This is a genomic window from Streptomyces sp. GS7 (genome assembly GCF_009834125.1).
GTDB lineage: Bacteria > Actinomycetota > Actinomycetes > Streptomycetales > Streptomycetaceae > Streptomyces.
This window is the reverse complement of the sequence record NZ_CP047146.1, coordinates 3,146,609-3,171,476: the sequence shown is the minus strand read 5'-3', so window position 1 is coordinate 3,171,476 and position 24,868 is coordinate 3,146,609. Positions and strand designations below refer to the sequence as shown.

At 73.2% G+C, this 24,868-nt stretch carries 24 protein-coding genes; 12 read left to right on the top strand and 12 right to left on the bottom strand.

Going from position 1 to position 24,868, the window contains the following annotated elements; genetic code table 11:
* Positions 1–141 precede the first annotated feature (141 nt).
* The 3 genes from GR130_RS13835 to GR130_RS13825 form a co-directional block, all read right to left on the bottom strand.
* On the bottom strand, positions 142–1,335 hold the full coding sequence (locus tag GR130_RS13835) for a macrolide family glycosyltransferase (protein WP_201304880.1): 1,194 nt from the start codon (positions 1,333–1,335) through the stop codon (positions 142–144).
* A 662-nt stretch (positions 1,336–1,997) separates the two neighbouring features.
* Positions 1,998–2,540, bottom strand: a complete 543-nt coding sequence (locus tag GR130_RS13830; RefSeq protein ID WP_201304879.1) for a DapH/DapD/GlmU-related protein — start codon at positions 2,538–2,540, stop codon at positions 1,998–2,000.
* A gap of 284 nt (positions 2,541–2,824) precedes the next feature.
* Entirely contained in the window at positions 2,825–3,331 is a 507-nt protein-coding gene (locus GR130_RS13825) for a hypothetical protein (RefSeq protein ID WP_159505000.1), read from the bottom strand.
* A gap of 159 nt (positions 3,332–3,490) precedes the next feature.
* On the opposite strand from GR130_RS13825, the gene dhaK reads away from it, so the two are divergent.
* From dhaK to GR130_RS13810, 3 genes are all read left to right on the top strand, one after another.
* A complete protein-coding gene (gene dhaK, locus GR130_RS13820; protein WP_159504999.1) occupies positions 3,491–4,483 on the top strand; it encodes a dihydroxyacetone kinase subunit DhaK in 993 nt (330 codons plus the stop codon).
* Between the two features lie 139 nt (positions 4,484–4,622).
* Positions 4,623–5,189: a dihydroxyacetone kinase subunit DhaL gene (gene dhaL, locus GR130_RS13815; RefSeq protein WP_201304878.1), complete on the top strand. Its 567-nt coding sequence runs from the start codon at positions 4,623–4,625 to the stop codon at positions 5,187–5,189.
* Entirely contained in the window at positions 5,186–5,596 is a 411-nt protein-coding gene (locus tag GR130_RS13810; protein ID WP_159504998.1) for a PTS-dependent dihydroxyacetone kinase phosphotransferase subunit DhaM, read from the top strand. Before dhaL ends, GR130_RS13810 begins: the two co-directional genes overlap by 4 nt.
* Positions 5,597–5,670: 74 nt before the next feature.
* Here GR130_RS13810 and GR130_RS13805 read toward each other — a convergent pair whose 3' ends face one another.
* Positions 5,671–6,489, bottom strand: a complete 819-nt coding sequence (locus GR130_RS13805) for an SAM-dependent methyltransferase (protein ID WP_159504997.1) — start codon at positions 6,487–6,489, stop codon at positions 5,671–5,673.
* Positions 6,490–6,829: 340 nt separating this feature from the next.
* Here GR130_RS13805 and GR130_RS13800 point away from each other — a divergent pair, with 340 nt between their 5' ends.
* Both GR130_RS13800 and GR130_RS13795 read left to right on the top strand, forming a co-directional pair.
* Complete coding sequence (locus tag GR130_RS13800; RefSeq protein WP_159504996.1) at positions 6,830–7,432, top strand: RNA polymerase sigma factor; 603 nt, start codon at positions 6,830–6,832, stop codon at positions 7,430–7,432.
* A 15-nt stretch (positions 7,433–7,447) separates the two neighbouring features.
* Positions 7,448–8,230: a hypothetical protein gene (locus GR130_RS13795; RefSeq protein ID WP_236573009.1), complete on the top strand. Its 783-nt coding sequence runs from the start codon at positions 7,448–7,450 to the stop codon at positions 8,228–8,230.
* Positions 8,231–8,285: 55 nt separating this feature from the next.
* On the opposite strand, the gene amaB is transcribed toward GR130_RS13795, so the two are convergent.
* From amaB to GR130_RS13780, 3 genes are read right to left on the bottom strand one after another with little or no spacing between them, the layout of a single operon-like run.
* A complete protein-coding gene (amaB, locus tag GR130_RS13790; RefSeq protein WP_159504995.1) occupies positions 8,286–9,860 on the bottom strand; it encodes an L-piperidine-6-carboxylate dehydrogenase in 1,575 nt (524 codons plus the stop codon).
* A 42-nt stretch (positions 9,861–9,902) separates the two neighbouring features.
* Entirely contained in the window at positions 9,903–11,315 is a 1,413-nt protein-coding gene (hglS, locus tag GR130_RS13785) for a 2-oxoadipate dioxygenase/decarboxylase (protein ID WP_159509955.1), read from the bottom strand.
* A 30-nt stretch (positions 11,316–11,345) separates the two neighbouring features.
* A complete protein-coding gene (locus GR130_RS13780) occupies positions 11,346–12,551 on the bottom strand; it encodes an NAD(P)/FAD-dependent oxidoreductase (RefSeq protein WP_159504994.1) in 1,206 nt (401 codons plus the stop codon).
* Positions 12,552–12,761: 210 nt separating this feature from the next.
* Between GR130_RS13780 and GR130_RS13775 the strand changes: the two genes are divergently transcribed.
* Positions 12,762–13,661, top strand: a complete 900-nt coding sequence (locus GR130_RS13775; RefSeq protein ID WP_159504993.1) for a LysR family transcriptional regulator — start codon at positions 12,762–12,764, stop codon at positions 13,659–13,661.
* A 156-nt stretch (positions 13,662–13,817) separates the two neighbouring features.
* Here the strand turns inward: GR130_RS13775 and GR130_RS13770 are convergent, their stop codons facing one another.
* Positions 13,818–14,225 (bottom strand): STAS domain-containing protein, encoded by a 408-nt coding sequence (locus tag GR130_RS13770; RefSeq protein ID WP_443043599.1) that lies wholly within the window; start codon positions 14,223–14,225, stop codon positions 13,818–13,820.
* 305 nt (positions 14,226–14,530) lie between these two features.
* Here GR130_RS13770 and GR130_RS13765 point away from each other — a divergent pair, with 305 nt between their 5' ends.
* From GR130_RS13765 to GR130_RS13745, 5 genes are all read left to right on the top strand, one after another.
* Positions 14,531–15,292 (top strand): DeoR/GlpR family DNA-binding transcription regulator, encoded by a 762-nt coding sequence (locus GR130_RS13765; protein WP_159504992.1) that lies wholly within the window; start codon positions 14,531–14,533, stop codon positions 15,290–15,292.
* A 106-nt stretch (positions 15,293–15,398) separates the two neighbouring features.
* Positions 15,399–16,775 (top strand): ABC transporter substrate-binding protein, encoded by a 1,377-nt coding sequence (locus GR130_RS13760; RefSeq protein ID WP_236573008.1) that lies wholly within the window; start codon positions 15,399–15,401, stop codon positions 16,773–16,775.
* A 16-nt stretch (positions 16,776–16,791) separates the two neighbouring features.
* Complete coding sequence (locus GR130_RS13755; protein ID WP_201304877.1) at positions 16,792–17,676, top strand: carbohydrate ABC transporter permease; 885 nt, start codon at positions 16,792–16,794, stop codon at positions 17,674–17,676.
* Positions 17,673–18,545, top strand: coding sequence for a carbohydrate ABC transporter permease (locus GR130_RS13750; protein WP_159504989.1), 873 nt, complete (start codon positions 17,673–17,675; stop codon positions 18,543–18,545). The genes GR130_RS13755 and GR130_RS13750 overlap by 4 nt, the downstream gene beginning before the upstream one ends.
* Positions 18,542–19,534, top strand: a complete 993-nt coding sequence (locus GR130_RS13745; protein ID WP_159504988.1) for a zinc-dependent alcohol dehydrogenase family protein — start codon at positions 18,542–18,544, stop codon at positions 19,532–19,534. Before GR130_RS13750 ends, GR130_RS13745 begins: the two co-directional genes overlap by 4 nt.
* A gap of 140 nt (positions 19,535–19,674) precedes the next feature.
* Here GR130_RS13745 and GR130_RS13740 read toward each other — a convergent pair whose 3' ends face one another.
* Genes GR130_RS13740 through GR130_RS13725 form a run of 4 tightly spaced genes read right to left on the bottom strand, consistent with a single transcriptional unit; the run spans position 19,675 to position 24,138 of the window.
* Complete coding sequence (locus tag GR130_RS13740) at positions 19,675–20,151, bottom strand: NUDIX domain-containing protein (RefSeq protein WP_159504987.1); 477 nt, start codon at positions 20,149–20,151, stop codon at positions 19,675–19,677.
* A 12-nt stretch (positions 20,152–20,163) separates the two neighbouring features.
* Positions 20,164–21,711, bottom strand: a complete 1,548-nt coding sequence (locus GR130_RS13735; RefSeq protein ID WP_159504986.1) for an ATP-dependent DNA ligase — start codon at positions 21,709–21,711, stop codon at positions 20,164–20,166.
* 18 nt (positions 21,712–21,729) lie between these two features.
* Positions 21,730–23,112, bottom strand: coding sequence for an FAD-binding oxidoreductase (locus GR130_RS13730; RefSeq protein WP_159504985.1), 1,383 nt, complete (start codon positions 23,110–23,112; stop codon positions 21,730–21,732).
* Positions 23,113–23,151: 39 nt separating this feature from the next.
* Positions 23,152–24,138, bottom strand: a complete 987-nt coding sequence (locus GR130_RS13725) for an antibiotic biosynthesis monooxygenase (protein ID WP_236573007.1) — start codon at positions 24,136–24,138, stop codon at positions 23,152–23,154.
* A 94-nt stretch (positions 24,139–24,232) separates the two neighbouring features.
* Between GR130_RS13725 and GR130_RS13720 the strand changes: the two genes are divergently transcribed.
* Positions 24,233–24,799: a nucleoside deaminase gene (locus GR130_RS13720; protein ID WP_159504984.1), complete on the top strand. Its 567-nt coding sequence runs from the start codon at positions 24,233–24,235 to the stop codon at positions 24,797–24,799.
* The last annotated feature ends 69 nt before the right edge of the window (positions 24,800–24,868 follow it).

Sequence of the window (24,868 nt, the reverse complement as noted above, 5' to 3'; positions counted from 1 at the left end):
CGGCCCGGCGGACGGCCCGCCGGAGCGATCGCGTCGCGGGCCCGCCCGATCGGCTGATCGCCGGTCGGGGAACTCGGCATCACGTCGGTGCGGTCCCGCCGCAGCCCGCGCCGGAGCGCCTCCTCGGCCGGCCGCGCGTTGTCAGCCCACTCGCTCCCCCGCCAGTTGCTCCTCGATCAGATCCACGGCCCGGCGGGTGCCTCCCTCGGTGCGTACCTCGGCCCACAGCCATGCCGAGCGCGCGGCGACCTGTGGATCGCCGATGAGTTCCATCAGGGCCGTACGCAGTGCCGCCGCCGTGACGTCCGCGGCGTCGATCCGGCGGGCGACACCCAGTTCGACGAGCCGGTCGGCGTTGAGGCACTGCTCGGCCCCGTGCGGTACCGCGATCATCGGCACACCGGCGTACAGGCCCTCACCGCTGCTGCCCATGCCGGTGTGCGTCAGCCATGCGTCCACCTGTCCGAGGATCGTCAACGGCGGGACCCACGGCCGCACTTCGAAGTTGGGAGGAATCCGTTCCCCCAGCTGGACCGGATCGCCGCCGCTGTCGATCTGCAGCACCACATGCCAGCCCGGAAGATCCGCGAAGGCCGCCATACACTGCCGGTAGACCTCCCACTGCCGGGGGTACGCCGAGCCGCCCAGCGACACCAGCAGCACCTTCTCCGCACCGGCCGGCCGCATCCAGCCGCCGTGCTCCTCGCCGGCGCCGAAGCACGGGCCGACGAACGTCACCGCCTCGGTGTCGACCCGGTCCGCATGTGGCTGCATGGCGCGCGGGATCAAGGCCAGCACCCGCCGGGGCCGAGCGGTGAACTCTTCGACGTTCGTGGTCACCGCACCGCACCGGGCCAGCCAGGCGGCGAACCGCGCCCGGTGGGCGGGACCTCCGGGCAGCCCGGAGAACGCCGCACCGATCTCTTCCTCGGCGCCCTCCCAGGCCACGTGCATCGGCGACAGCTGGACGAGGCCGCGGCGCTGCGTCTCGGCCAGCGCGCGGCCCGCGTACGCGCCGATGTCGTGGAGGTAGAGGTCGGCGGGGGCGTCGTCGTACGCGGCGTGCAACTGTGGCAGTACGGCCATCGCCTCATCGAGGAAGAGGGAGGCTGCGGCGATCGGATCCTGCGGCCAGTTGCTGTCGGCGACCGGCAGTGTGGAGGTCAGGCGGACCAGCTCGGCACCGGTGTGGGTGACGAGCTCGGCGACGTTGCCGGCGTTGGCGTACGTCACGCGATGGCCGCGGGCCACCAGCTCACGGATGATCTCCAGGCTGGGCAGCACATGGCCGACCACAGGGGTGCCGATCATGGCGATATGAGCAGGGCGGGGCATATCGGACTTCCTTGAATAGAGGTCTACGGCAGGGAAACGCCGAGGGACCCGACTTGGCAACGCGGTGGTGCGCAACAGAGCAACGCGGCGCGCAGTGCCCGGGACACTCCTGCGCGAGGGGGCGCGAAAGCACGCCACACCGGCGGCCGTCCCGCAACCGTCCTGGGCCTCCGTCCGCCGTACCGAGCGGTGTGCCGGCACTCCCGCCGTACGACGCGGCGGCCGGTGGTGGCTCGTCTCCCCCGACGGAACCATGCTCGCCTCGGACCACGCCCTCACCGGAGAACCGGATCGATCAGGGCGTCAGCGCGCGGGCCGGCAATGGCGCCGATCTGGACAGCCAACTCGCGAGCGTGCTGCAGGGTGAAGACGTCGATGTCGTGACCGACCAGAAGCCCGGCACCGAATACTCCGGCCTGATCTGCCTGACAGCGGCCGGAGGACTCTGTCTGCTCCGCAGTCGACGCGCAGAGCCCCGCTCCTCGGCCGCATCTTGAAATGATCTCGCGTGGTGGATCACCGTCGGGTGGCATATCGCCATGAACTGTCCGAAGCCGAAGGGGAATTCGCCTCTCCTCTCGCCTCGGGGAGGGGCGCCAGGCTTCCCATGGGGGTTGATGACTGCCCGTGGTCGGGGGCCCGGCGTGACCCCGGAGAGGCCGTCACCACCGTCGTTGCACGGTTGCCTTCCTACTCGTCACCAGGCTTGCCGGCGGAACGTCATCGGCCACGACCGCGCCGGCGGCGACCACGGCATCGCGACCGATGCTGACGCCGGGCAGGATGGTGGCACCGGCACCGATCCACACGTTCTCCGCGACGTCGATGGGTGCGCCGGTGAGGTACAGCCGCCGCTCTTCGGGATCGACCGGGTGGCCACTGGTGATGAACGTGACCTTCGGGCCGATCATCACGCGCTCGCCGAGCCGGATGCCGGCGTAGTCCAGGAACGTGCAGTTCTGGTTGATGAACACGCGCTCGGCGAGGTCGAGGTGGAGGCCGTGGTCCGTGTAGAAGGGCGGATAGATCGTGACCTTCGGTGGCAGTGGCTTGCCGAGGATCTGTTCGAACAGTTCCTCCTTGCCCGCTTCGTCATCGAAAGGCAGGACGTTCAGGCGGGAGGTGAGCTCGGTGACCCGCAGGACCCTCTCGGCCATGGCCTGGAACTCGGGGCTGTGGACGCGCATGAGACGGTCGCCGGACATGCCACGATCCTTTCTGGTGTACCGGTGACTGGCAGGACGCACCAGGTGATCAATTTCAAGGGCGCCCGCGGAGACGAGAACGAGGGCCTCCAAGATCGTTTTGTGACGAACAGCCTGGCCACCCTCGCGACGGCACTCTATGGGACGACCCACGACCGACGACCCGCTGGGCCTGGGAGCGCCGATCACTGAACGCCGTCGCCAACTGCCCGGCCTGTGCGCCCGGCTGAATCCGGCAGTGATTGACCGTGCGCCACAGCTGCCCGTTGTAGAGCGTGGACGGCTCACCCTTCCGGAAGCCGTCCGGTACGACACGGTGCTGCCCGATCCACTCCGATACGACCCGCGGCGCCGGGGGGTCGACGACGCACCCGTCCCTCGCCCTCCGCGACGACCTTCAACCGGGACCGTGCCGGGGCACGTGCCGCCGGCCGCGGCGAAGCGGACGCCTCGCCGGCGGCCGGTTCGATCCGCCAGCAGTTGGCCCGCATCCCGGGAACGGTCAGGCCGAGGGAGTCCGCCAACTGCCGCACCAGCGCGGACAGGTTCACCCGGGATTCGGGCTGCTCGGCCTCGGCGAACCGGCGCGGCTCCGGGGCGGTGAGCTGCCTGCGAATCCGACGATTCTCCGTGGTCAGCTGGTTGATCACACGGACGAGGGCTTCGGCGTCGGCCCGCCGCCGTGGTCGCCGAGTGCACTTCCGCGCATGATCCGTGACCTCGAACGCCATGGGGTCGATACTGAGGCCGAACGGCTCAGGGAGAGGGCGGCGCAGGACTCCGCGTGCCATGGACGACTCGTCAGAGAAGTCGGCGTCGAGTCGGCGTCAACCCCGCCGAGAGCCGCTCGACACCGCCATGGACCGCCAAGATCAAGAGCCCGGCATGAGTGCCGTGAACTGCGGAAACACTGCTCAGAGGCCAGGCTGCCAGTTCACCAGGAGGTACCCGTGAAGATGCTGATCAATGTCGCCGAGACCGTGGTGGCGGACGCCCTGCGCGGGATGGCCGTGGCCCACCCCGAGCTGGTGGTGGACGTGGAGCAGCGGGTGATCGTCCGTCGGGACGCGCCGGTGGCGGGGAAGGTGGCGCTGGTGTCCGGCGGCGGCAGTGGGCACGAGCCGCTGCACGGCGGGTTCGTCGGGCCGGGGATGCTGGACGGCGCCTGCCCCGGGGAGGTGTTCACCTCGCCGGTGCCGGAACAGATGGTGCGGGCCGCGGCGGCGGTGGACAGCGGGCACGGGGTGCTGTTCGTGGTGAAGAACTACACCGGGGACCTGCTGAATTTCCAGATGGCGGCCGAGCTGGCGGAGGACGAGGGGGTCCAGGTCGCCAGTGTGCTGGTCAACGACGACGTCGCGGTCACCGACTCGACCTTCACGGCGGGGCGGCGCGGCACCGGGGCGACCTTGTTCGTGGAGAAGATCGCGGGGGCGGCGGCGGAGGACGGGATGCCGCTGGAGCGGGTGGAGGCGGTGGCCCGCCGGGTGGTGGAGTCGTCACGGAGCTTCGGTGTGGCGCTGAGTGCCTGTACGACGCCGGCGAAGGGCAGCCCGACGTTCGACCTGCCGCCCGGTGAGCTGGAGTTGGGGGTGGGCATCCACGGCGAGCCGGGGCGGGAGCGGCGGCCGATGATGACCTCGGGCGAGATCGCGGACTATGCGCTGGACGTGATTCTGGAGGACCTGCAACCGCGGCTCCCGGTACTGGTGCTGGTGAACGGGATGGGGGGCACCCCGCTGCTGGAGCTCTACGGCTTCTCGGCGGAGGTGCGGCGGGTGCTCGACGAACGGGAGGTGCCGGTGGCCCGTACGTTGGTGGGGAACTATGTGACGTCCCTGGACATGGCCGGCTGCTCGGTGACGCTGTGCCAGGTGGACGGGGAGTTGCTGCGGTGGTGGGATGCCCCGGTGGCCACGGCGGGGCTGCGCTGGGGGCGCTGAGCGGCGGCGCGGCCGTGTGCGCGGGCGGGTTGCGGTGCGTCGCCGGCCTGGTGCCGACTGACGGGACGGGTGAGACCGGTGGGAAAAGGAGCAGTGGGTGTCCGAGGCAATCCTTGACGCGGCTTTTTTCGTGCGGTGGATGACGGCGGCGGCCGGTCTGGTCGACCGGGAGGCGAAGCGGCTCACCGAGCTGGACTCGGCGATCGGGGACGCCGATCACGGGAGCAACATGCAGCGGGGTTTCGCCGCCGTGGTGACCACGCTGACGGCACGGCCGCCGGAGACGCCGGGTGCCGTACTGACCGCCGCGGGGCGGCAGTTGATCTCGGCGGTGGGCGGGGCGTCCGGGCCGCTGTACGGGACGCTGCTGCGGCGGGCCGGGAAGAGTCTGGGCGAGGCGCCGCAGGTGACGGCGGCGGAGTTGCGGGCGGGGCTGGACGCCGGTGTGGCGGCCGTGGGTCAGCTCGGGGGCGCGCGGACCGGGGACAAGACGATGCTGGACGCGCTGGTGCCCGGCGTCCAGGCGCTGGAGACGTCCTTCGACGCGGCGGCCACCGCGTCCGAGGAGGGGGCGCTGGCCACCGTGCCGATACTGGCCAGGAAGGGGCGCGCCAGCTATCTCGGGGAACGCAGTATCGGCCATCAGGATCCGGGGGCGACGTCGTCGGCGCTGCTGTTCGCGGCCCTGGCGGAGGTGGCGCGATGAGCGGCGGTCCGTTGGTCGGGGTGGTGCTGGTGTCGCACAGCAAGGAGGTCGCCGAATCCGTGGCGGCCCTCGCGGTGGGACTGGCCGGCGGGGGCCCGACGGCGCCGGTGGCCGCGGCCGGCGGGACGCCGGACGGCGGGCTCGGGACGAGCACGGAACTGATCGCCGCGGCGGCGCGGGAGGTGGACCGGGGCGTGGGGGTGGCGCTGCTGGTGGACCTCGGCAGTGCGGTGCTGACCGTGAAGGCGCTGATCGCGGAGGGGGACGAACTGCCGGACGGTGCACGGCTGGTGGACGCCCCGTTCGTGGAGGGGGCGGTGGCGGCGGTGGTCGGCGCGTCGGCCGGGGCGGACCTGGCGGCGGTCGCCGCGGCGGCCGGCGAGGCATACGGCTACCGCAAGGAGTGAGCCGGGACCCCGCCGAGGGCGGGGGCTGTCCGGTGGGTCAGGGTCGGACCCGGCCCTGACCCACCGGACAGCCCCTAGGGTTTGCGGGCCACGGCGGCGTAGCAGGCGGCCTCGGCGTCGGTGACGTGGGTGGCGTCCTCGGGGTGGTCGGAGCGCCATTGGTGGGAGAGGGCGACGCCGGGGTCCAGCAGCTCCCAGCCGTCGAAGAAGCGGAGGAACTCGGCGCGGGTGCGGAACTGGAGGGTGGTGCCGGCGTCGCGGTAGATCCTGATGATCTTGTCCATCGTCCCGGGGCTGAAGTCCGGGGTGGCATGGGTCATCGCCAGGGTGCTGCCGCTGGGGAGGGCGGACTTGAGGGCCTCGACGACGGTGTGTGCGCGGTCGCGTCCGTCGTCGGTGACGAAGTGCATCAGGGCGTTGAGACTGAGTGCGACCGGTTGGGTCAGGTCGAGGGTTTCGCGAAGTTGTGGTGCGGTCAGGATGCTGTCGGGTTCCGTGACATCGGCCTGTACGTAGGCGGTCCGGCCCTCGGGGGTGCTCAGGAGCAGGGCGGCGGCGTGCGCGAGGACGATGGGGTCGTTGTCGGTGTAGACGATCCGGGCGTCGGCGGCGATGCCCTGGGCGATGTCGTGCAGGTTCGGCGGGGTGGGGATGCCGGTGCCGATGTCCAGGAACTGGCGCAGGCCCGCGCGCGCGAGGTGGCGGGTGGTGCGGTGCATGAACTCGCGGTTGATCCGGGCGGCCACCAGAGCCGCGGGGAAGACGCCCAGGACGCTGCTGGCGGCGAGCCGGTCGGCGAGGAAGTTGGTCTTGCCGCCGAGCATGTAGTCGTAGATCCGGGACGAGTGCGCCCGGTCCAGTTGCAGGTCCACGACCGGCTCGTGTTCGCTCATGGTGTGCCGCCTCCCCGGCGCCGGGAGCCTCGCGTGCCCGGCTGGCAGAGCCCTGCCCCGGGCCGGGCCGGATCATGCGACGGGGAGCGATCATGCGACGACCCGATCCGGTCGGGCCGGGATCACGGTCAATGACAGTCAGTCACCTGGGGTGCGTGCCTGACCAAACTTCGTCATGGGTAGTCATACGAATACGGAGCGCAGGATTATTTGCGTCCGGGTGCCACAAAACGGCTCGGTTTCCTGTTCATTGGAAGGTGAGGGCAAACCACCTTCCTGCTGCGGTCGCCGTTCCCGGCGCCACCGCGGCGGTGCACGGCGAACGGAACGAGGACAGCGCGTGAGCAGAGACCGGGACCCACATCCGCCGGCGTGGAGCCCGGCCCGCGCTGCCACAGTGGAGATAGCCATCGGCCCGCAGGAATCCGACGGATCGTTATCGATCACCTTCGAGGCGTTCCTGGCGACCCACGCCCGGAAATGGTTCACCTACGCCTATCTGCACACCGGCAGCGAAGCCGCGGCCCGCGAGGTGACCCGCGCCGCGTACGGGCGGCTCGGCCGGGTGTGGCCGCACGCGCTGCGGCAGGCGTCGGTGGAGGCGTACGCCTGGGCGGTGCTCAAGGAGCGGGTGGTGGAGTGGCTCTACGACCACCAGCAGCCCACCGCACTGACCGAGACCGCCGCCTTCGCGGTCGTCACCCATGCGCTGCTGCGCGAGTGCCAGCAGCAGTTCGCCATGCTGGAAAGCCAGTTGGGGCTCTACGCGGCGATCTCCCGGCTGCCGGAGCGGCAGTGCGACGTGATCGTGCTGCGGCATGTCATCGGGTACAGCGACGCGCAGATCGCCGCGCTGCTCGGGGTGGACGAGGTCACCGTGCGCTCGTACGCGAGCCGGGGCAAGCGCAAGCTCGCCGGCGCGCTCGGAATCGACCAGGAATAGATCGGGGAAACGGAAATGGGGGAACGGACCATGCGGTACAGCGATCCGCTCGAACGCCGGGAGACCGTCGAGACACTGCTCAGCGCCGCCGCCGCGGTGGCCGGCATCGACGGGCTGGCCGGCTTCAGCGATCTCGACGAGGCGGGCACACTCGACGGCCTCGGCCGCCGGAGCACCTGCGCGGGGGTGCGGGACCGGCGGGCGGGCGCGGCGCCCGCGGCGGTGCCGCCGATCGTCCGGCCGGATCTCGGGGCGCCCAGCGGCTACCCGAGCGCCCGGGACGAGGCCACGCACGAGCTCCAGCTGGCCTGTGCGCTGGTCGTCAACGCCGCAGCGGCCGCGGCCAGTCTGGAGCGGCTGGTGAACGACCACCACATCGACCCCGAGGGCGCGCTGGTCTTCGCCTGTCTGCTGCACATCACGGGGCGCACCGACGCGGCGCACTTCTGGTGGCACTTCGGCGCCGGCGCCGGCAGCCGCACCGCCGCCTACTGCCTGTATCTCGCCCACCGCCGCGACGGCGAGTTCCGCGACGCCGCCTACTGGCGCGAGCAGGCGGCGCACGCGCCCGACGAGGAGCGCCGGGCGGTGGCCGCGTTCGACGAGAAGCAGCTGCTCCCGGACGACGCCCGGCACAACCTCCTCGTGCAGTGGCACAGCGGGCTGGCGCCCACCCTGCCGGACGCACTGGAGAGCGTGATCAGCCAGCTGGTGGTGGAGGGCGACGACGAGGACTTCGGGGAGATCCCGCGTCCCTCACCGACCCTGGTCCGCGACCTGGGGCGCGCCCTGCGCTAGGTGTGGTGTCCGGACAGGGTGGTGACGTCGCGCCGTCCGGCCGGTCGCCGTCCGGCTAAAGGAAGTTGACGCCCTGGGCCAGTGGCAGGTCCGCCGAGTAGTTGACGGTGTTGGTGGCCCGGCGCATGTAGGCGCGCCAGGCGTCGGAGCCGGACTCCCGGCCGCCGCCGGTCTCCTTCTCGCCGCCGAACGCACCGCCGATCTCCGCGCCCGAGGTGCCGATGTTGACGTTGGCGATGCCGCAGTCGGAGCCGTCGGCGGCCAGGAAGCGTTCGGCCTCCCGCTGGTCGCGGGTGAAGATGCTGGAGGACAGGCCCTGCGGGACGCCGTTGTGCAGGGCGATGGCCTCGTCGAGCGTGCGGTAGGTCAGGACGTAGAGGATCGGCGCGAAGGTCTCGGTGCGAACGATCTCGGTCTGGTCGGGCATCCGGACGAGGGCGGGGCGGACGTAGGCGGCGTCCGGGGCCTCGGCGGTCAGGCAGCGGTCGCCGCCGGCGAGGAGTTTGCCGCCGTCGCGCTGGGCGGCGGCGAGCGCCTCGGCCATCGCCGTCCCGGCGGCGGGGTTGACGAGCGGGCCGACGAGGGTCGCCGCGTCGAACGGGTCACCGAGCGGGAGTTGGCCGTAGGCGCGCACGATCCGCTCGATCAACGGTTCGGCGACCTCCTCGTGGACGATCAGCCGGCGCAGCGTCGTACAGCGCTGCCCGGCGGTCCCGGCGGCGGCGAACACGATGCCGCGTACGGCGAGGTCGAGGTCGGCGGAGGGGGTGACGACGGCGGCGTTGTTGCCGCCGAGCTCCAGCAGGCACCGGCCGAAGCGCGCGGCCACCCGCGGGGCGACCTGCCGGCCCATCCGCACCGAGCCGGTCGCGCTGACCAGCGCCACCCGGGGGTCGTCGGCCAGCAGTTCGCCCCACTCCCGGCCGCCGAGCAGCAGGTGGTGGACACCGGCCGGTGCGCCGGTGTCGGCCGCGGCCCGGGCCAGCAGCGCGGAGCACGCGAGTGCGGTCAGTGGGGTCAGCTCGGAGGGCTTCCAGACCACCGGGTCGCCGCAGACCAGGGCGAGGGCGGTGTTCCAGGACCACACGGCGACCGGGAAATTGAAGGCGGAGATCACCCCGGCGACGCCGAGCGGGTGCCAGGTCTCGGAGAGCCGGTGGCCGGGGCGTTCGCCGGCGATGGTCCGGCCGTAGAGCTGCCGGGAGAGACCCACCGCGAAGTCGCAGATGTCGATCATCTCGCGTACCTCGCCGAGCGCTTCGGAGCGGATCTTCCCGGCTTCGATGGTGACCAGGTCGGCGAGGTCCTCCTGGTGGGCGGTGAGCAGTTCGCCGAGCCGCTTGACGAGGGCGCCGCGCACGGGGGCGGGGACGGTGCGCCAGGTGAGGAAGGTGCGGTGGGCCTCGGCGAGCGCCGCCTCGGCCTGGTCGGGGGTGGTGGCCGGGAGCTGGGCGAGGGTGGCGCCGGTGAGCGGGGTGCGGGCGGCGAGGGTGTCGCCGGTGGCGGCTTCGGCGGCGTAGGTGTCGAGGTCGGCTGCGCCGCAGCGGCGCAGCGCGGACGAGGCGCGGGCGCGCAGCGCGGCGGTGTCGGGCAGGCGCGGTGCGGAGGGGTCGGCGGTGGCCGGGCTCATCAGGCAACTCCTTGCTGGATATGGGACTTGATAGGTAGTCAGTTAGATGTCGGCTGGGTCGTCGAGGGCGCGGAGGGCGGCATCGGCGCCCAGGGTGTCGAGGGCCTGGCGCAGGGAGCGGTCCTGCTGGGCCGCGTAGAGGGCGAACGGGTCGAGCACCGGGCGGTCGATCGCGGCGGAGAGCCGGTGGGCGTCGTAGGGGGTGCCGGCGCGCGCGGCGTCGCGGGTGCCGTCGCCGGTGAGGTTGGAGTGGAAGATGCCGGCGGCGGAGCGGGGCAGGAAGTCCTCGTAGACGATGGGGCGGGCGGTGAGCCAGCCGCCGGTGAGCAGCCCGGCGAGGTCGGCGGGCGGGTGGTGGCCGTCGCGCGGGCGGTCGGCGACCGGGTGGTAGGTGAAGAACGCCAGCTGTTCCACGGCCAGTTGGTGCTCGGTCGGCGGGAAGCCGCGCTGCCACAGGTCCCGGGCGGTCTGCGCGCGGTCGGCGCCGGGACGGTCGGCCGTCCGGCGGTCGGTCTCCGCCATGAGGGCGTCGTAACGGGCCCGGCCGGTGCGGGTCAGGGCGATGCCGCGGGCCTCGACCTCGCCGAAGCGGACCCGCAGCGCGCCGCTGGTGACCCGGCCGTCGGGCTCGCGGAAGGCGCGGGGTTCGGCCAGCGCGCGGAAGGAGGTCTGGCGCAGCAGGACATCGGGGCCGTCCCAGCGCGGGGGTCCCTGGATCCGGTCGATCATGGTGATGCCGCGCTCCCCCATGCGCCGGTAGAGGGCGTCGATGTCCAGGACGCGGGGGGTGAGGTGGTTGACGTGGGTGGCCGCGACGCCGCCGATGTCGGCGGCGACGGCGGAGATCCGCTCCAGTTCGGCGTACCAGGCGCGGTCCACGGGTTGGGTGGAGAGCCGGAACGCGGCGACGGCGAGGGTGAGGAAGCGTTCGGCGGCGGGCTCGTCGAGTCCTTCCGCCTTCTCCGCCTGCTCGGCCAGTTCGAGGAGTTCGGGCGGGAAGAGGCGGCGGCGGGCGAGGAAGGCGGTGAGCCGGGACTCCAGGTCGGCGTCGAAGAAGCGGCGGTCGGAGGTGGTGAGGAGGGAGGTGAAGACGCGGAAGGGGTTGCGGTCCAGTTCGTCGGTGGCGGTGGGGCGGAAGGCGGTGGAGACGACGGGGACGGCGCCGATGTCGCCGTCCCGCAGGTCGTAGAAGCCGACCGGGCGCATGCCCAGTGCGGCGAAGATCTGAGCGGCCTCGCGGAGTTCGCCGGGGGTGCCGACGCGGATGGCGCCGTGCCGCTCGGCGGTGACCCGGCTGATGCTGCCGAGCCGGCCGGCGTCCGGGTCCCGGCCCGCGACCTCGTCGTTGATCTGCCCGGCGACCTCCAGCAGGGTGGTGTAGGCCGGGACTTCGGTGCCGTACATGTCGGACAGCCGGCGGGCGAACGCGGCGCGCAGCCGCCAGGTGGGGACCATGGCCATACGGGACTCCCGGGTGCGGGCGGTTCAGATGATGTGGGCCTCGGGGCGGGCGGTGTGCCCGGCGCCGAAGCGGGTGGCGGCGAGCGGGCCGACGTCGAGGAAGGGTTCGCGGTGCAGATAGAGGTCGCGGACGATCTCGCCGACCGCGGGGGCCTGGAGGAAGCCGTGGCCGGAGAAGCCGGTGGCGTAGAGGAACCGGTCGAGGTGGCCGGCCTCGCCGATCAGCGCGTTGCGGTCGGGGGTCAGTTCGTAGAGGCCGGCCCAGCCGCCGGTGACCGGCAGTCCGGCGAGTTCCGGCGCCCGGCGGGCCGCGGCGGCTCGGCACGGCGTCAGCCACTCACGGCTGAACTCCCGCTCGAAGCCGGGCTGTTGGGCGGGGTCGGAGAGGCCCATGAGCAGCCCGGCGGCGCCGTCGTTGTGGAAGTAGAAGGTGGAGTCGAAGTCGAGGGTGAAAGGGATCCGGGGCGGCGCCGGGCGCAGCGGCCCGGTGAAGGCGATCTGGCGGCGCAGCGGCGTGACGGGGAGGTCGACGCCCGCCATCGCGCCGACGGCCCCGGACCAGGCGCCGGCGCAGCAGATCACCGCGGACGTGCGGACGGTGCCGTGCGGGGTGCGGACGGCCCGGACGGCGCCGTCGACGGTGTCGATGGCGGTGACCGGGCAGCGGGTGCGGACGGTGGCGCCGAGGCGGCGGGCGGCGTCCAGATAGCCGGTGACCGCGGCCCGGGGCAGGGCGTAGCCGTCGGTGGGCGAGAAGGCGGCGGCGACGAGACCGGACGGGTCGAGGTAGGGGCACAGCTCGTGGGCCTCGCGCGGGGTGATGATCCGGCTCGGCACGCCGTGGGCGTTCTGGACCTCGACTCCCTCGGTGAACGTGGCGAGTTCGCGCTCGCTGCCGAGGAGGAAGAGGTAGCCGACGGTCTCCAGGCCGATGTCGGCGCCGGGCCGCCGGGTGAAGTCCCGCCAGGCGTCCAGGCTGCGCAGGCCGAGGCGGATGTTGAGCGGGTCGGAGAACTGGGCGCGTACCCCGCCGATCGGCTTGCCGGACGAACCGGACGCGGGCAGTTCGCGCTCCAGGAGCAGCACCCGGCCGGCGCCCGCCTCGGCCAGGTGGAAGGCGATGCTGGCGCCGATCACCCCGCCGCCGACGATCACGACGTCGGCCGCCTGCGGGAGGGGCTCGGGCGGGGAGCCGGAGGCCGAGGGAGCAGAAGCCGTACTCGGAGCCATGCGGAGCACCTTCCTGTCTTCCCGTCGTCGCGTACCGCGCGGTCGGGTGGGCGTCCCGGCCCACCGGTGCGTCAACGGAGGCCGGTCGCTCCGATGGTGGCGGGAAGGCCGTCGCCCGTCCATGCAGAGTTGCTGGACGTGATCTGTGAGGAGGTCTGGGCTTTTTGAGGTTTCGCGGGGGCGCGGGGTGCTGATCGGTAGGGTGCCGCCATGGAGTTGCCGGGGGTTCAGCTCAGGACGCTACGGGAGCTGACCCGGAGCCGCACGATGACCGCGGCGGCCGCGGCCCTGGGCTACACGCCGGGCGCGGTCTCCCAGCACATCGCCGCGCTGGAGCGGGCCACCGGTACGGAGCTGGTCCGGCGGGCGGGGCGCCGGGTGGAGCTGACGGACGCCGGGCAGACCCTCGCCGTCCACGCGGAGCGGATCCTGGGCGCGCAGGCCGAGGCGGTGGCGGCCCTGGAGCGGGCCCGCGGCGAGGTGTCCGGGCGGCTGCGGCTGGGGGTCTTCGGCACGGCGGCGGCCGTGCTGCTGCCGCCCGCGCTGCGCCGGCTGACGGCGCGGCACCCGGGGGTGCGGGTGGAGAGCCGTGAGGTGGACGTGGACCTGGCGTACACGGAGGTCTGCGCCGGGCGGGTGGATCTGGCGCTGGGGCTGGACTATCCGGACGCGCCGCTGGACCGGGACGGCGCGGTGGAGCTGGTGCGGCTGCGCTCGGAGCGGTTCTCGCTGGCGGTTCCGGAGGGACGGGCGGGCGCCTTCGGGACGCCGCTGCCGCTCGCCGGGGCCGCGGACTGCGACTGGATCCTGCCCGCGCCCGGCTCCTACTACGGGCGGGCCGTCCGCACCGCCTGCCGGCGGGCCGGATTCGAGCCGCGGGTGGCGCACGAGGTGACGGACACCGCGACGTCGCTGGCGATGGTGGGGGCGGGGCTGGGGGTCGCGCCGCTGACCGAGCTGATGCTGCGGCTGCGGTCCGAGGGGATCGTGCCGCTGCCGCTGCGGGAGGTGGTCGAGCGTCACATCGTCGTCGCGGTCGGGGCCGCCGCCCGCGACCGGCCGTCGGTGGCGGCGCTGATCGACGCGTTGCGGACCGGCGCGGCGCCGTGAGGAGCCGGGCACCCGGGGGCCGGCCGCCCCGGGGCCGCGGAACGTCACACTCAGGAGTCAGCACGGGCGGGACGGGGCGCTTCCCTCACAGGCGTGACCGGTCCCCCACACGGCCCAGGGTCCGACCCCGACCCCGGCCCGTCGGGCGGGCCCCGGTCAGCCCGCGCTGCTCTCCGGCGCGGGCGGCCAGGCCGGGCGGCTGCCGGAGGGGACGGCGGCCAGCGCGTGGCCGACCGTGGGGTAGCAGGAGAAGACACCGAGGGACTGGGTGCCGACGAGCAGCCGCAGCATCCGCACGCCCAGTGACGCCAGGAAGAGCCGGCCCTCCAGCCGGCGGCACAGCCACTCCAGGGCGAGCAGGCAGCTCAGCCCCCGGGAGTCGCAGAAGCGCAGCGCGGTCAGGTCGAGCACGAGGAAGCGGTGGCCGGCCGAGACGATGGACCGCGCCTCGGCGAGGAACGCCTGCTCGGTGCGGAGGTCCAGCTCTCCGCTGACCCGCAGCACCGCGCACTCCTCCTCCTGGACGATCGCAGTGACCGCCAACGACCGCATCTCCGAGCTCATGCCGTCCAGCCTAAGCGCCGCCGTGGCCCGCACCACCGGCGCGGCCCCGGCGCACCCGGACCGGGCCGGGCGCGCGATCCGGGCCCTGCCACCGGCCCGTACGGGCACCGGACCGGGCCGGAAGCCGGTGCGGAAGGGTCTGAGGGCGGGCGGAAACGGGCATGTTTGGTGCTGTTACGGGCAGCGGCGCGCACCGGTCCGGTTGCTATAAACCTGCATGCGGGCAGAAACGGGCAGCACCGTGACCGAACGGAACGCGGTGGGCCGGGCACACCAAGCGAACGCGCACAGGGCAGGAGAGAGCCATGAGGGCCGAGGAACGCCAGAGCCGCATCCTCGCGCTCGCCCGGCAGACCGGACGGGTCGAGGTCGCCGACGCGGCCGCGGAGTTCGGGGTGGCCCGCGAGACCGTACGGCGCGATCTGAGCGAGCTGGAGCGCCGCGGGCTGGTCCGGCGCACGCACGGCGCGGCGTATCCGGTCGAGAGCGCCGGTTTCGAGACCACGCTGGCGCGGCGCGAGACGCAGCACGTCGCCGAGAAGCGGCGGATCGCGGCGGCGGCGGCCCAGCTGGTCGGCGAGGCGGAGACGGTGTTCGTCGACGAGGGGTACACGCCCGAGCTGGTCGCGATGCTCCTGCCGTCCGACCGCCCGCTGACCGTGCTGACCGCCTCGCTGCGCACCGCCTCGCTGGTCGCGGCGTCGGACTCCACCACCGTGCTGCTGGCCGGCGGCCGGGTGCGCGCCGGGACGCAGGCGACGGTGGGGCCCTGGTGCCGGGACATGCTCGCCGGGTTCGTGGTCGACCTGGCGTTCCTGGGCACCAACGGCATCTCCCGGGAGCACGGCCTGACCACCCCCGATCCGGCGGTCGCGGATGTGAAGGCGCAGGCGGTGCGCTCGGCACGGCGGCGGGTGCTGGTCGGGGTGCACACCAAGTTCGGCGCCAGCAGCTTCTGCCGGTTCGCCGACATCGGTGACTTCGACGTGATCGTCACCGACACCGGGCTGTCCGCCCCGGAGGCCCATCGCTACTCGCTCCTGGGGCCGCAGGTGCTCCGGGTCTGACCCCACCCCTCACCCCCACAGCTCACCGCCGCCGGCCTCCGGCGGCCATCCCGGCATGCCCGCATCCCCCTCCGCGCGGGCAGACATCCCCAGAAAGGCAGGAGCCGTGCGAGCACGATCCCCCGGACCGGGCGGCAGCCCCGGTCGCCGCGCCAGATGGCTGACCGCCCTCGCGGTCGCCCTGTCCCTGACCACCGCCGGCTGCTACCGCGGAGCCGGCGACGTCGGCCCGGACACCCTCAACGTCCTGATGGTCAACAACCCGCAGATGGTCGACCTCCAGCGGCTCACCGCCGAGCACTTCACCAAGGAGACCGGTATCCGCGTCCACTTCACCGTGCTTCCCGAGGACGACCTCCGCGACAAGATGAGCCAGGACTTCTCCAGCCAGGCCGGGCAGTACGACGTGGCCAGCCTCAGCAACTACGAGACGCCCATCTACGCCCGCAACGGCTGGCTCACCCCGCTCGACCAACTCGCCAAGAACGACCGCGAGTTCGACCAGAGCGACATTCTCCCTCCGGTGCGCGCCTCGCTCACCGCGGCCGACGGGAAGGTCTACGCCGAGCCGTTCTACGGCGAGTCGTCGTTCCTGATGTACCGCAAGGACCTGTTCAAGGCGGCCGGGCTGACCATGCCGGCGCGGCCGACCTGGACCCAGGTCGCCGCCATGGCCGCCAGGCTGGACGGCTTCCGCACCGGCATGAAGGGCATCTGCCTGCGCGGGCAGCCGGGTTGGGGGCAGCTGACCGCACCGCTGACGACGGTCGTCAACACCTTCGGCGGCACGTGGTTCGACAAGGACTGGCACGCCCGGTTGGACAGCCCGGAGTTCCGCCGGGCCGTCGGGTTCTACGTCGGTCTGCTCCGCGCGCACGGGGAGGCGGGGGCGCCGCAGGCCGGGTACACCGAGTGCCTCAACGACATGCAGCAGGGCAAGGTCGCCATGTGGTACGACGCGACCGCCGGCGCCGGCTCGCTGGAGAGCGCGGACTCCAAGGTCGCGGGCGAGATCGGCTACGTCCCGGCACCGGTCGAGCGGACCGGCGGCGCGGGCTGGCTCTACACCTGGGCCTGGGGCATCCAGAAGGCCGGCACCCACCAGGAAGCGGCCTGGAAGTTCGTCCGCTGGGCATCGGGGACGTCGTACGAGCGGCTGGTGGGGCGCGAACTGGGCTGGTCGAAGGTGCCGGCCGGCAAGCGGGCCTCGACCTACCGCGACCCGGAGTACCTCAAGGAGGCCGGCGCGTTCGCCGCGGCGACCGAGGGGGCCATCCGCTCGGCGCGGCCGGACGACCCGGGCGTGCAGCCCCGGCCGGCGCCCGGGATCCAGTTCGTCGACATACCGGAGTTCTCCGACCTGGGGACCAAGGTGTCCCAGGAGATCAGCGCGGCGATCGCCGGGAAGCAGAGCGTGGCCGACGCGCTGGCGGAGAGCCAGCGACTGGCGCGGGAGGTGTCCGGTGCGTACAAGAGCCACTGACCGCACCGGACGGGCCATGGCGTGGGCGCGCCGCGCTCCCCTGCTGCCGGCGCTGGTCTTCCTGATCGCGGTCACCCAACTCCCGTTCGTGGCGACGGTGGTGATCTCCTTCACCCGCTGGAACGCGCTCGCCCCCGACCACCGCGGGTTCGCCGCCCTCGACAACTACCGGGCGGTCTTCACCGATCCGGCGCTGCGGGCGTCGGTCGGCACGACCGTGCTGCTGACCGCGACCGTGGTGCTGGTCAGCCTGGGACTGGGGCTGGCGCTGGCGCTGCTGCTGGACCGCCGCTTCCGCGGGCGCGGCGTGGTACGGACGCTGCTGATCACCCCGTTCCTGGTGGTGCCGGTCGCCTCCGCGCTGCTGTGGAAGCACGCGCTCTACAACGCCTCGTACGGGCTGCTCAACGGATCGCTGACGTGGCTGTGGCGGCTGTTCGGCAGCGACCACCCGCCGCAGCCGGACTGGATGACCAACTCCCCTCTGATGGCGGTGGAGTTGTCGCTGATCTGGCAGTGGACGCCGTTCATGATGCTGATCCTGCTGGCCGGGTTGCAGAGCCGGCCGGCGGACGCGGTGGAGGCGGCCCGGATGGACGGGGCGTCCCCCTTCGACGTCTTCCGCTACCTGACGCTGCCGCATCTGCGGCGGTACCTCGAACTGGCCGCGCTGCTGGGGACGGTGTACATCGTGCAGAACTTCGACGCGGTGTTCACCATCACCTCGGGCGGGCTGGGCACCGCGAACCTGCCGTACACCATCTACCAGACCTTCTACCAGGCCCACGACTACGGGCGGGCGTCCGCGCAGGGCGTCGTGGTGGTGCTGTGTTCGCTGCTGGTGGCGACGTTCGCGCTGCGCACCGTGTCGTCCCTGCTGCGCGAGGAGATCACCCGATGACGCGAGGACCTCACCTGCCGGAGCGTGCCCCGCTGCCCCGGCGGCAGCGGCGTGCCAACGGGGCGCTGGGCCTGCTGGCCTGGCTCTGCGGGATCGCCTTCTTCCTGCCGGTGGCGTGGATGGTGCTGACGTCCCTCCACAGCGAGAGCGACGCGGCGGCCAATCCGCCGAGCCTGGCCGCACCGCTCACCCTGCACGGCTACCGCGAGTTCTTCGGCGCCGGCGGCGCGGGCGTCAGCCCCTGGCCGCCGCTGGTCAACTCGCTCACCGCGTCGGTGGTTTCGACGCTGCTGGTGCTGGTGCTGGCCGTGCCGGCGGCGTACGCGCTGTCGATCCGCCCGGTGCGCAAGTGGAGCGACGTCCTGTTCTTCTTCCTCTCGACGAAGATGCTGCCGCTGGTGGCCGGGCTGCTGCCGGTCTACCTCGTCGCCCAGAACACCCGGATGCTGGACAGCATCTGGCTGCTCGTCGTCCTCTACACCGCGATGAACCTGCCGATCGCGGTGTGGATGATGCGCTCGTTCCTCGCCGAGGTCCCGGTGGAGATCCTGGAGGCCGCCTCGATCGACGGGGCCGGACTGCCCACCACGCTCACCCGGATCGTCGCCCCGGTCGCCATGCCGGGCATCGCGGCGACCGCCCTGATCTCCTTCATCTTCAGCTGGAACGAGCTGCTGTTCGCCCGGGTCCTGACCGGGACCGTGGCCGGTACCGCGCCGGTGTTCCTGACCGGGCTCGTCACCAGCCAGGGCCTGTTCCTGGCCAAGGTGTGCGCCGCGGCCACCGTGATCTCCCTCCCGGTGCTCATCGCCGGGTTCGCCGCCCAGGACAAGCTCGTCCAGGGCCTCTCCCTTGGAGCCGTCAAGTGAAAGCAGCAGTGATCAGCGCCCCCGGCGAGGTCGAGATCGCCACCGTCGACGACCCCGCGCCCGGTCCCCGCGAGGTGGTGGTGCAGGTCGCCGCCTGCGGGCTGTGCGGCACCGATCTCCACATCCTCCAGGGCGAGTTCGCGCCGAGCCTGCCCGTCGTACCGGGGCACGAGTTCGCCGGTACGGTCGTCGCGACCGGCAGTGCGGTGACCGAGCTGGCCGAGGGCGACCGGGTCGCGGTGGACCCCTCCCTCTACTGCTACGAGTGCCACTACTGCCGGACCGGCCGCAACAACCTCTGCGAGCGGTGGGCCGCCATCGGGGTGACCACGGCCGGCGGCGCCGCCGAGTTCGCGGTGGCACCGGCCGCCAACTGCGTCCGGCTGCCCGACCACGTCCGCACCGAGGACGCCGCGCTGATCGAACCGCTCTCCTGTGCGGTGCGCGGGTACGACATCCTGCGCAGCCGGCAGTTGGGCACCCAGGTGCTGATCTACGGGTCCGGGACGATGGGCCTGATGATGCTGGAGCTGGCCAAGCGGACCGGCGCGGCGGGCGTGGACGTCGTCGACATCAACCCGGAGCGGCTGGCCGCCGCCCGTGAACTGGGGTGCAGCAACGCGGCCGGTTCCGCCGACGCGCTGGACCAGCCGCGCGGCTGGGACGTGGTCATCGACGCCACCGGCAGCGAGCGCGCCATCCAGGACGCGCTGGGCCGGGTCGGCCGGGGCGGCACCTTCCTCCAGTTCGGGGTCTCCGACTACGCGGCCCGAGCCACCATCGAGCCGTACCGGATCTACCACCAGGAGATCACCATCACCGGCTCGATGGCCGTGCTGCACAGCTACGAGCGGGCCGCCGCGCTCTTCGCCGCCGGAGTGCTGGACCCGGAGGTGTTCATCAGCGACCGCCACCCGCTGGAGCGGTACGGGGCGGCGCTGGAGCAGTTCCGGGCGGGGAGGGGGCGGAAGATCCAAGTACGGCCCTGAGGCGGCCGGTTGCCGCCTCGCCGGTGCGGAGCCCGGGGTGCGCGGCCGTCGCGCCGTGCGGGAGGGGGCGGTGCGCTTCCGTACGCCGACGGGTGCGCCCGGGCCTGCCCCTCGGCGTGCGGAAGCGGGAGGCCGGGCGCTCAGCGGCCCTCGTCGAGGCGGGCCGCCAGGCGGTCGAGGAACACCCGCTGGCCGGTCACCAGGCGCTCCCGGGCCGCCTCCGGGGCGAACCAGGCCACCCGGTCGACCTCGGGGAAGCTGCGGACCACTCCCGACCCGCGCGGCCACTCCATCGCGAAGGTGCCGGGCACGATCCGCTCCGGGTCGAGATCGCCCGCGACGGCCCAGACCGTGACCACCTTGCCGCCGGACTGGCGGGCCTCCCCCAGCGGGAGGTACCGCCCGTCCGGCGCCGGCAGCCCCAGTTCCTCCGCGAACTCCCGCCGGGCCGCGTCCCACGGCTCCTCCGGCGCCACGTACTCGCCCTTGGGGACGGACCAGGCGCCCGCGTCCCGGCGGGCCCACAACGGTCCGCCCATGTGCGCCAGCAGCACCTCGACGCCGCCGTCCGCACCGCCCCGGTACAGCAGCAGCCCCGCGCTGCGCCTGCCCGCCACGAGCCGCCGCCGCTAGCCGTGCCCGCCGGGGTGCGCGGCGAGCACCGTCCCGATCGTGTCGGCCTGCGCCGCCGACTTGTCCTCGCGGTAGCGCAGCACGCGGGCGAAGCGCAGGGTGACGCCGGCCGGGTAGCGGGGCGAGGTCTGGAGACCGTCGTAGGCGATCTCGACGACGAGTTCCGGGCGGACCGCCACCACCTGGCCGTCGTCCGACTCCGCGATTTCCCGGAGCCGTTCGGTCTGCCAGTCGAGGGTGGCGTCGGTCAGGCCCTTGAAGGTCTTGCCGAGCATCACGAAGCCGCCGTCCGGGTCGCGCGCGCCGAGGTGGAGGTTGGAGAGCTTGCCGGTGCGCCGACCGTGCCCCCACTCGGCGGCGAGCACCACGAGGTCCAGGGTGTGGACCGGCTTCACCTTCAGCCAGGCGGCACCGCGGCGGCCCGCGCTGTAGGGCGCGTAGAGGGCCTTGACCAGGACGCCCTCGTGGCCGCGGCGCAGGGTCCGGACCCAGAACTCCGCGGCGGCGGCGCGGGCGGCGGCGTCCACCGGGTCCCGCACCACGCAGCGGCGCACCCGCATCGGCTCGGGGACCAGCGCGGCCAGCTCGGCGTGCCGCTTGTCGCCGGGGAGTCCCAGCAGGTCGCGGTCGCCGATCGCGAGGATGTCGAAGAAGACCGGGGTGAGCGGGAGGGCGGCCCGGGCCGCGTCGACATCGACCCGGGAGCCGAACCGGCCGGCGATCCGCTGGAAGGGCAGCGGCCGGCCCTCGGCGTCAAGGGCGATCACCTCGCCGTCCAGGATGAAGCGCTCGGCCGGGAGCCCCCGGACCAGGTCGGTGACCTCGGGCAGCCGGTCGGTGACCTCGTCGAGGGTGCGGGTGTGGATCCGTACGTCCGGCCCGTCCCGGTGCACCTGCACCCGGATGCCGTCGAGCTTCTCCTCCACGGCGCAGTGGCCCAGCTTGTCGATCGCCTCGTCGACCGACGCGGCCGTCTGCGCGAGCATCGGTCCGACGGGGCGGCCGATCGTGAGGCGGAAGTCGGCGAGCGCCGACGGGCCCCGGGACAGCAGGGCCCGGGCCACGTCCGGCAGCGAGCCGGCCAGCATCACGGCCCGGCGCACGTCGGCCGCCGGCACCTCGGTGGCCGCGGCGAGCCCTTCGGCGGCCAGCGCCTCCAGCGCCCCCTGCCGCACCTCGCCGGTCAGCAGACCGTGCAGAAACCGCTGCTCCGGCGCGGTCGCCGCGGCCAGCAGCTCCCCGACCAGCCGGTGCCGCTCGGCCTGCGCACCGGGCCCGGCGACCCGGGCCAGGCGGGTCAGCGCGGCATCGACCCCGCCCACGGTCAGCGCGGCCTCGGCGGCGGGCGGCGGCGGTGCGCGCAGTACGCTCCAGCCGATGCCGATGCGCCCCTGGGGCAGCCGTCCGGCCAGGTACGCGATGACGACCGGGACGTCCTCCGGCGCGGCGGCCCGGAACAGCCCGGCCAGCAGCGCGATCTTCCGGGACCGCGCCGTGGTGGCGGCGACCTCCCCCGAGACCTGTGCGAGTCGGGCGAGCAGCATCGGGCCACCCTTCTGCCCTTATGGGGCGAGGTAGGAGTGGAAGCGGTTCTCCGGATCCCACTCTGCCTTGATCTCCTGGAGCCGGTCCCAGTGCGCGGGCGGGTACGCGCGCCGGGCCCGGTCGGCGCCGGCCTCCAGATCCGCCTCGGCGATGTAGCGGCGGCCGGTGCCGTCCGGGTCGGCGTCGGCCATCAGCCCCCGCAGCCAGCGCGTCTGCAGGCCGTCGTCGGCCGGCAGGTCCCAGACCGCGTAGCCGACGAGGTAGGAGGCGCCGAGCGGGGCGAAGGCCATGTTCCGCAGCAGCACCGGATCCGGGGAGACCGGCTGGACGGGTGACAGGACCAGGGACGCGGGCGAGGGGGCGCGGGCCACCGCGCCCGCGGCACGGGTCAGCAGGGTCGCGTGGTCGGCCGCGGACCACAGGGTGTCCGCCGCGTAGCGGTGACCCGGCGGCCAGAGCGCCTCCGCGCCCCGGTGCAGGGCCGCGAAGGAGGTCGGCCCGGGCGGCTGCACGGTGCCGGCGCGCGGTCCGAGCGGGCAGCGGGTGAACGGCTCCAGCGCCTGCCCGGCCTGTTCCCCGGTCGCGGCGAATGCGGTGGCCGAGACGGTGATCCGGGGGCCGGCCGGGGTCGGCCCGGCTCCGGCGGGCAGCAGGACCAGGGCCGTCTCGACGTACGGCGGCAGCCCGCGCGCGGTCCGCTCCGCCCAGTCCGCCACGGAAGCGACCTCGGCCAGCGGAAAGGTGAGGGCGGTGGTCAGGATGGCGCCCGGGTGGGGGTGCAGGGCGAGGCGGAAGCCGATGGCGACGGCGCAGAAGCCGGGCCCGGCGCCCCGCGCGGCCCAGAAGAGGTCGGGGTGCTCGGTCTCGGTGCAGGTGACCGTGCGGCCGTCGGCGGTGACCGCCCGGATCCCGACGACGTCCGCGCAGGAGGCCCCCCAGGCACGGGAGTTCCAGCCGAGGCCGCCGCTGAGCAGGAAGCCGCCGACCGCGACGGTGGGGCAGTGGCCGACCGGGAACGCCAGGTGCGCGGGGGTGAGCGCGGCGACCAGGTCCGCTCCGGTGGCGGCGGGGCCCACGTCGGCCGTCGGCGGGGCGCCGGCGCCGAGGGTGCACGTCCGCAGCGCGGAGAGGTCGATCAGCAGGCCGCCGTCGCGCAGTGGGGTACCGGACCAGTTGTGCCCGCCGGAGCGGATCGCGACCCGCAGTCCCCGGTCCCGGGCGTAGCGGACGGCGTGCGCGACGTCGGCTTCCGTGGCGGCCCGCACGATGGCGTCGGGGAACCGCCGCGGCGTGCGCACGTTCCACACCGCGCCCTCGCGGGCGGCCGGGTAGCCGGGGTCGCCGCGGCGGATCAGGGGGCCGCCGGGGTCTCCCGCGGGCGGGGCTGCCGGTGGGTGCATCTCGCTCTCCTCCCGGTGCGGCCGGCGGTCGGCCGGTGCTCAGAGCAGGGCATGGGTGATCAGCCCGAAGACGACGACGGACAGCAGATAGCCGAGGAGCACCACCAGCACCCCGGCGAGGTGCGCCGGGAAGCCCCGGGCCCGGCCGGGCGCCAGCCAGAAGGCCAGGGCCCGGTTGACCAGCGGCATCAGCAGCCAGGTCAGGGCGCTGACGCTGAGCACGTTGCTGAAGAACAGGGCGAGGTACAGCGGGACGTCGAGCCGCCTCATCTCCACCCCGAAGGTCAGGGTGAGCACCATGACCGTGGGGTAGAGCGCGAGCAGCACCGACATGGCCTGCTTCCAGTTGGGCGGCGCCCCGGAGCCCGTACGGCGTTCGAAGCGGAACCAGCCGCTGAACGCCGAGTCGACCTTGCGCACGTCGTACGAGGCGAAGTAGGCGCGGCCCTCGTCCAGGAGCGCCCTGCGGGTGTCGGACTCCAGCCAGTCGTCGAGGTGTTCGCGGGTGTCGAACCGGAAGACGGCCACCCAGTGCTTCTGCACGTCGCGCACCGGCTGGAACAGCTCGGACCCCAGGTAACCGGGCGACTTCTCCTGGGCCTTGAGCGCCTTCTCCTGCCACTTGAGGAAGCCCTGCTCGCAACCGGGGCGCACGTCATGGGAGATGACGGCGGTGACGGCCTCCTGCGGCGCCGGTTCGGGGGTGCCGCCCTGGAGCACCTCCAGCGTCGGCGGGCCCTCGAAGAGCCCGCGGCCCTCGGTCAGCAGCTCTCGCCGGCGCGCGGAGTCCAGCCAGGCGGTCAGCTGCTCGATGCCGGCGAAGCGGAAGACGGCCACCCATTCGTTGCCCGTGCCGGCCGCGGGCGGGTACACCTCGGCGCCCATGAACCCGTCGAAGGCGCGAGCGGCTTCGTTGGTCCGCTCCTGCCAGCGCTGGTACTCGTCGGTCCGGCCTGCACGCACCTTCTGCGAGGTCACCACGGTGGCGCTGTCGGCCGCCGAGCGACGGCTTGCACGGGCACTCACCTGGAGTAGCGTAGTACAAAAGCAAATTAAGCGGCAAATGGGGCAGATATTTGACCTTTCCATCAAGGATCAGAGGCCGATCGGAGACGTGGCAATGGAACCGAAGGAATTGATCGCCGAGGCGGTGCGGCTCGCCACGGAGTCCGTGAACAAGGGCTGGGGCGGGCCGTTCGGCGCGGTCATCGCCCGCGACGGCGAGATCGTCGCCCGCGGGCAGAACCGCGTCCTGCTGACCGGCGACCCCACCGCGCACGCCGAGGTGGAGACCATCCGCAAGGCCGTGCAGATGCTCAACCCTGAGGCGCCGTCAATCTCCGAGGAGCACCAGAACGAGAGCACCCTGCAGTACGTGCCCCGGCCCGAGGGCTCGCCGGACCCGGTGCCGGAACGCGCCCGCATGCTCCGGGGCTGCTCGATCTACATCAGCGGCGCCCCCTGCCCGATGTGCATGAGCGCCATCTACTGGTCCCGGCTGGACGCGGTCTACTTCAGCTGCAGCCTGGAGGACACCCGGCGGATCGGCTTCGACGACTCGTACCAGTACGAGGACTTCCAAAGGCCGCTCGACCAGCGCCGGATCAAGATCCAGCAGATCTACCCCGAGCTGGGCGCCGGCGCCTACGAGGCGTGGTCGCACCGGGTGAACCACCACGCGTACTGACCGGCCCGGCCGGCCCCGCGGCGGGCGGAACCGGTCCGGCCGCACCCGCGCACGGGCCCCCGAGCCGCC

Coding starts and splice junctions, on each gene's coding strand:
- GR130_RS13825 (WP_159505000.1), bottom strand. CDS start 3,331: ATGGCACGCGGAGTCCTGCGCCGCCCTCTCCCTGAGCCGTTCGGCCTC.
- GR130_RS13795 (WP_236573009.1), top strand. CDS start 7,448: ATGGGGGAACGGACCATGCGGTACAGCGATCCGCTCGAACGCCGGGAG.
- hglS (WP_159509955.1), bottom strand. CDS start 11,315: ATGGTCCCCACCTGGCGGCTGCGCGCCGCGTTCGCCCGCCGGCTGTCC.
- GR130_RS13810 (WP_159504998.1), top strand. CDS start 5,186: ATGAGCGGCGGTCCGTTGGTCGGGGTGGTGCTGGTGTCGCACAGCAAG.
- amaB (WP_159504995.1), bottom strand. CDS start 9,860: ATGAGCCCGGCCACCGCCGACCCCTCCGCACCGCGCCTGCCCGACACC.
- GR130_RS13780 (WP_159504994.1), bottom strand. CDS start 12,551: ATGGCTCCGAGTACGGCTTCTGCTCCCTCGGCCTCCGGCTCCCCGCCC.
- GR130_RS13770 (WP_443043599.1), bottom strand. CDS start 14,225: ATGAGCTCGGAGATGCGGTCGTTGGCGGTCACTGCGATCGTCCAGGAG.
- GR130_RS13830 (WP_201304879.1), bottom strand. CDS start 2,540: ATGTCCGGCGACCGTCTCATGCGCGTCCACAGCCCCGAGTTCCAGGCC.
- GR130_RS13835 (WP_201304880.1), bottom strand. CDS start 1,335: ATGCCCCGCCCTGCTCATATCGCCATGATCGGCACCCCTGTGGTCGGC.
- GR130_RS13755 (WP_201304877.1), top strand. CDS start 16,792: ATGGCGTGGGCGCGCCGCGCTCCCCTGCTGCCGGCGCTGGTCTTCCTG.
- GR130_RS13805 (WP_159504997.1), bottom strand. CDS start 6,489: ATGAGCGAACACGAGCCGGTCGTGGACCTGCAACTGGACCGGGCGCAC.
- GR130_RS13775 (WP_159504993.1), top strand. CDS start 12,762: ATGGAGTTGCCGGGGGTTCAGCTCAGGACGCTACGGGAGCTGACCCGG.
- GR130_RS13750 (WP_159504989.1), top strand. CDS start 17,673: ATGACGCGAGGACCTCACCTGCCGGAGCGTGCCCCGCTGCCCCGGCGG.
- GR130_RS13735 (WP_159504986.1), bottom strand. CDS start 21,711: ATGCTGCTCGCCCGACTCGCACAGGTCTCGGGGGAGGTCGCCGCCACC.
- GR130_RS13720 (WP_159504984.1), top strand. CDS start 24,233: ATGGAACCGAAGGAATTGATCGCCGAGGCGGTGCGGCTCGCCACGGAG.
- GR130_RS13730 (WP_159504985.1), bottom strand. CDS start 23,112: ATGCACCCACCGGCAGCCCCGCCCGCGGGAGACCCCGGCGGCCCCCTG.
- GR130_RS13765 (WP_159504992.1), top strand. CDS start 14,531: ATGAGGGCCGAGGAACGCCAGAGCCGCATCCTCGCGCTCGCCCGGCAG.
- dhaL (WP_201304878.1), top strand. CDS start 4,623: ATGACGGCGGCGGCCGGTCTGGTCGACCGGGAGGCGAAGCGGCTCACC.